The organism is Endozoicomonas sp. ONNA1 (assembly GCF_024606325.1).
Taxonomy (GTDB): domain Bacteria; phylum Pseudomonadota; class Gammaproteobacteria; order Pseudomonadales; family Endozoicomonadaceae; genus Endozoicomonas_A.
In genome coordinates, this window is record NZ_JAHHPN010000315.1 from 1 (window position 1) to 1,457 (window position 1,457).

Genomic DNA, 1,457 nt, shown 5'->3' on the forward strand with positions numbered 1-1,457 from the left:
GCTTCCTCAGCGCCCGACTCGCCTCTTAACAGCACTCCCGCACACTCCACCAGCAGAAAAGTCCGTAGCGCCGACAACACTCTGAAGGTAGAATGCGCGTCTGATCTGACCCGGGATTTTCATGCCTTCTATGAAAGAGCTATTCATCGTTGAACTGGAGTACATGAGTGACTCCAGCCCTTATTTCGAGCTTTTTACCGCGCAACCCTGGGCCTGTTATCTTGACAGCTGTTCTCCCTCTTTCACAAAAGAGCAACACAATCGCTATGACATTATCACGGCTGACCCCTGGGCCGTTGTTACTGTTGACGGCAATTACCACACTAAGACCATCAATCGTCTATCCGGCGAAAGTCGGATTCAGAGTGATCAATCCCCGTTCAAGATTCTGAATGATTTACTGGCCACCATGTCAAAAGTGGAGCATCCTGATTTACCCTTCACGGGTGGTGCACTGGGATTCTGGGGTTATGAACTATGTGGCTTGACCGAGCCAGAAAAAATTCAGCCGCGACAGCTGGAAGTGCCTTTAATGAGTGTAGGCCTCTACCACTGGGCCATTATTTCCGATCACCAACAGCAAAAAACCATTTTTTTCAGTCACCCTGATATGCCAGACAATGACCGGAAAAGCATTGTTGCTCGCATTCATAACAAAGCAAAGCCCGAGAGTGCGGCGCCATTCCAACTGCAGGAAAAATTTTCTACCACCATCAATGAAGCAGAGTATGAATCGGCCTTTAAGAAAGTGCAGGACTACATACTTGCCGGTGATACCTATGAAGTCAATTTGACTCAGGAATTCACCAGTCGATATCATGGCGATTGCTGGCAGGCCTACAAATATCTCAGAAAAGTCAGTCCCGCGCCCTATTCTGCTTACCTCTCCCATCTTGATGTTACTGTCCTGAGTCACTCGCCGGAGCGATTTATAAAAGTGACTGATTCCAAGGTAGAAACTCGCCCCATAAAAGGTACAAGACCTCGTGGTAAAACACCTGAAGAAGATCTCGCCCACGCTGAAGAATTACTGGCCAGCGAAAAAGATCGCTCTGAGAACCTGATGATTGTTGACCTTCTGAGAAATGATCTTGGTAAAGTCTGCAAACCCGGAAGCATTAACGTTCCAAGACTGTTTGAACTGGAAAGTTATGCTAATGTCCATCATTTGGTCAGCACAGTGACCGGTGAACTCAGTCAGGAACACAGCATTCTTGAGTTGATGGAATCTGCCTTCCCGGGCGGTTCAGTCACCGGTGCACCTAAAATCAGATCCATGGAAATCATTCGTGAACTTGAAGCTGTTGCCAGGAATGTATACTGCGGAGCAATAGGCTATATCAGCTGCAACGACAGGATGGATACCAGCATTACCATCCGAACTCTGGTTGCCCAGAATCAAAAACTTCACTGCTGGGGTGGAGGAGCCATTGTTGCAGATTCAGACTGCCATCAAG

At 47.8% G+C, this 1,457-nt stretch carries 1 protein-coding gene; it reads left to right on the plus strand.

What is annotated here, in order from left to right; all coding sequences use genetic code 11:
* Positions 1-121 precede the first annotated feature (121 nt).
* Positions 122-1,457: aminodeoxychorismate synthase component I (gene pabB / locus KDK19_RS07370; protein WP_257291651.1), on the plus strand; the 1,336-nt coding region annotated here is incomplete at its 3' end.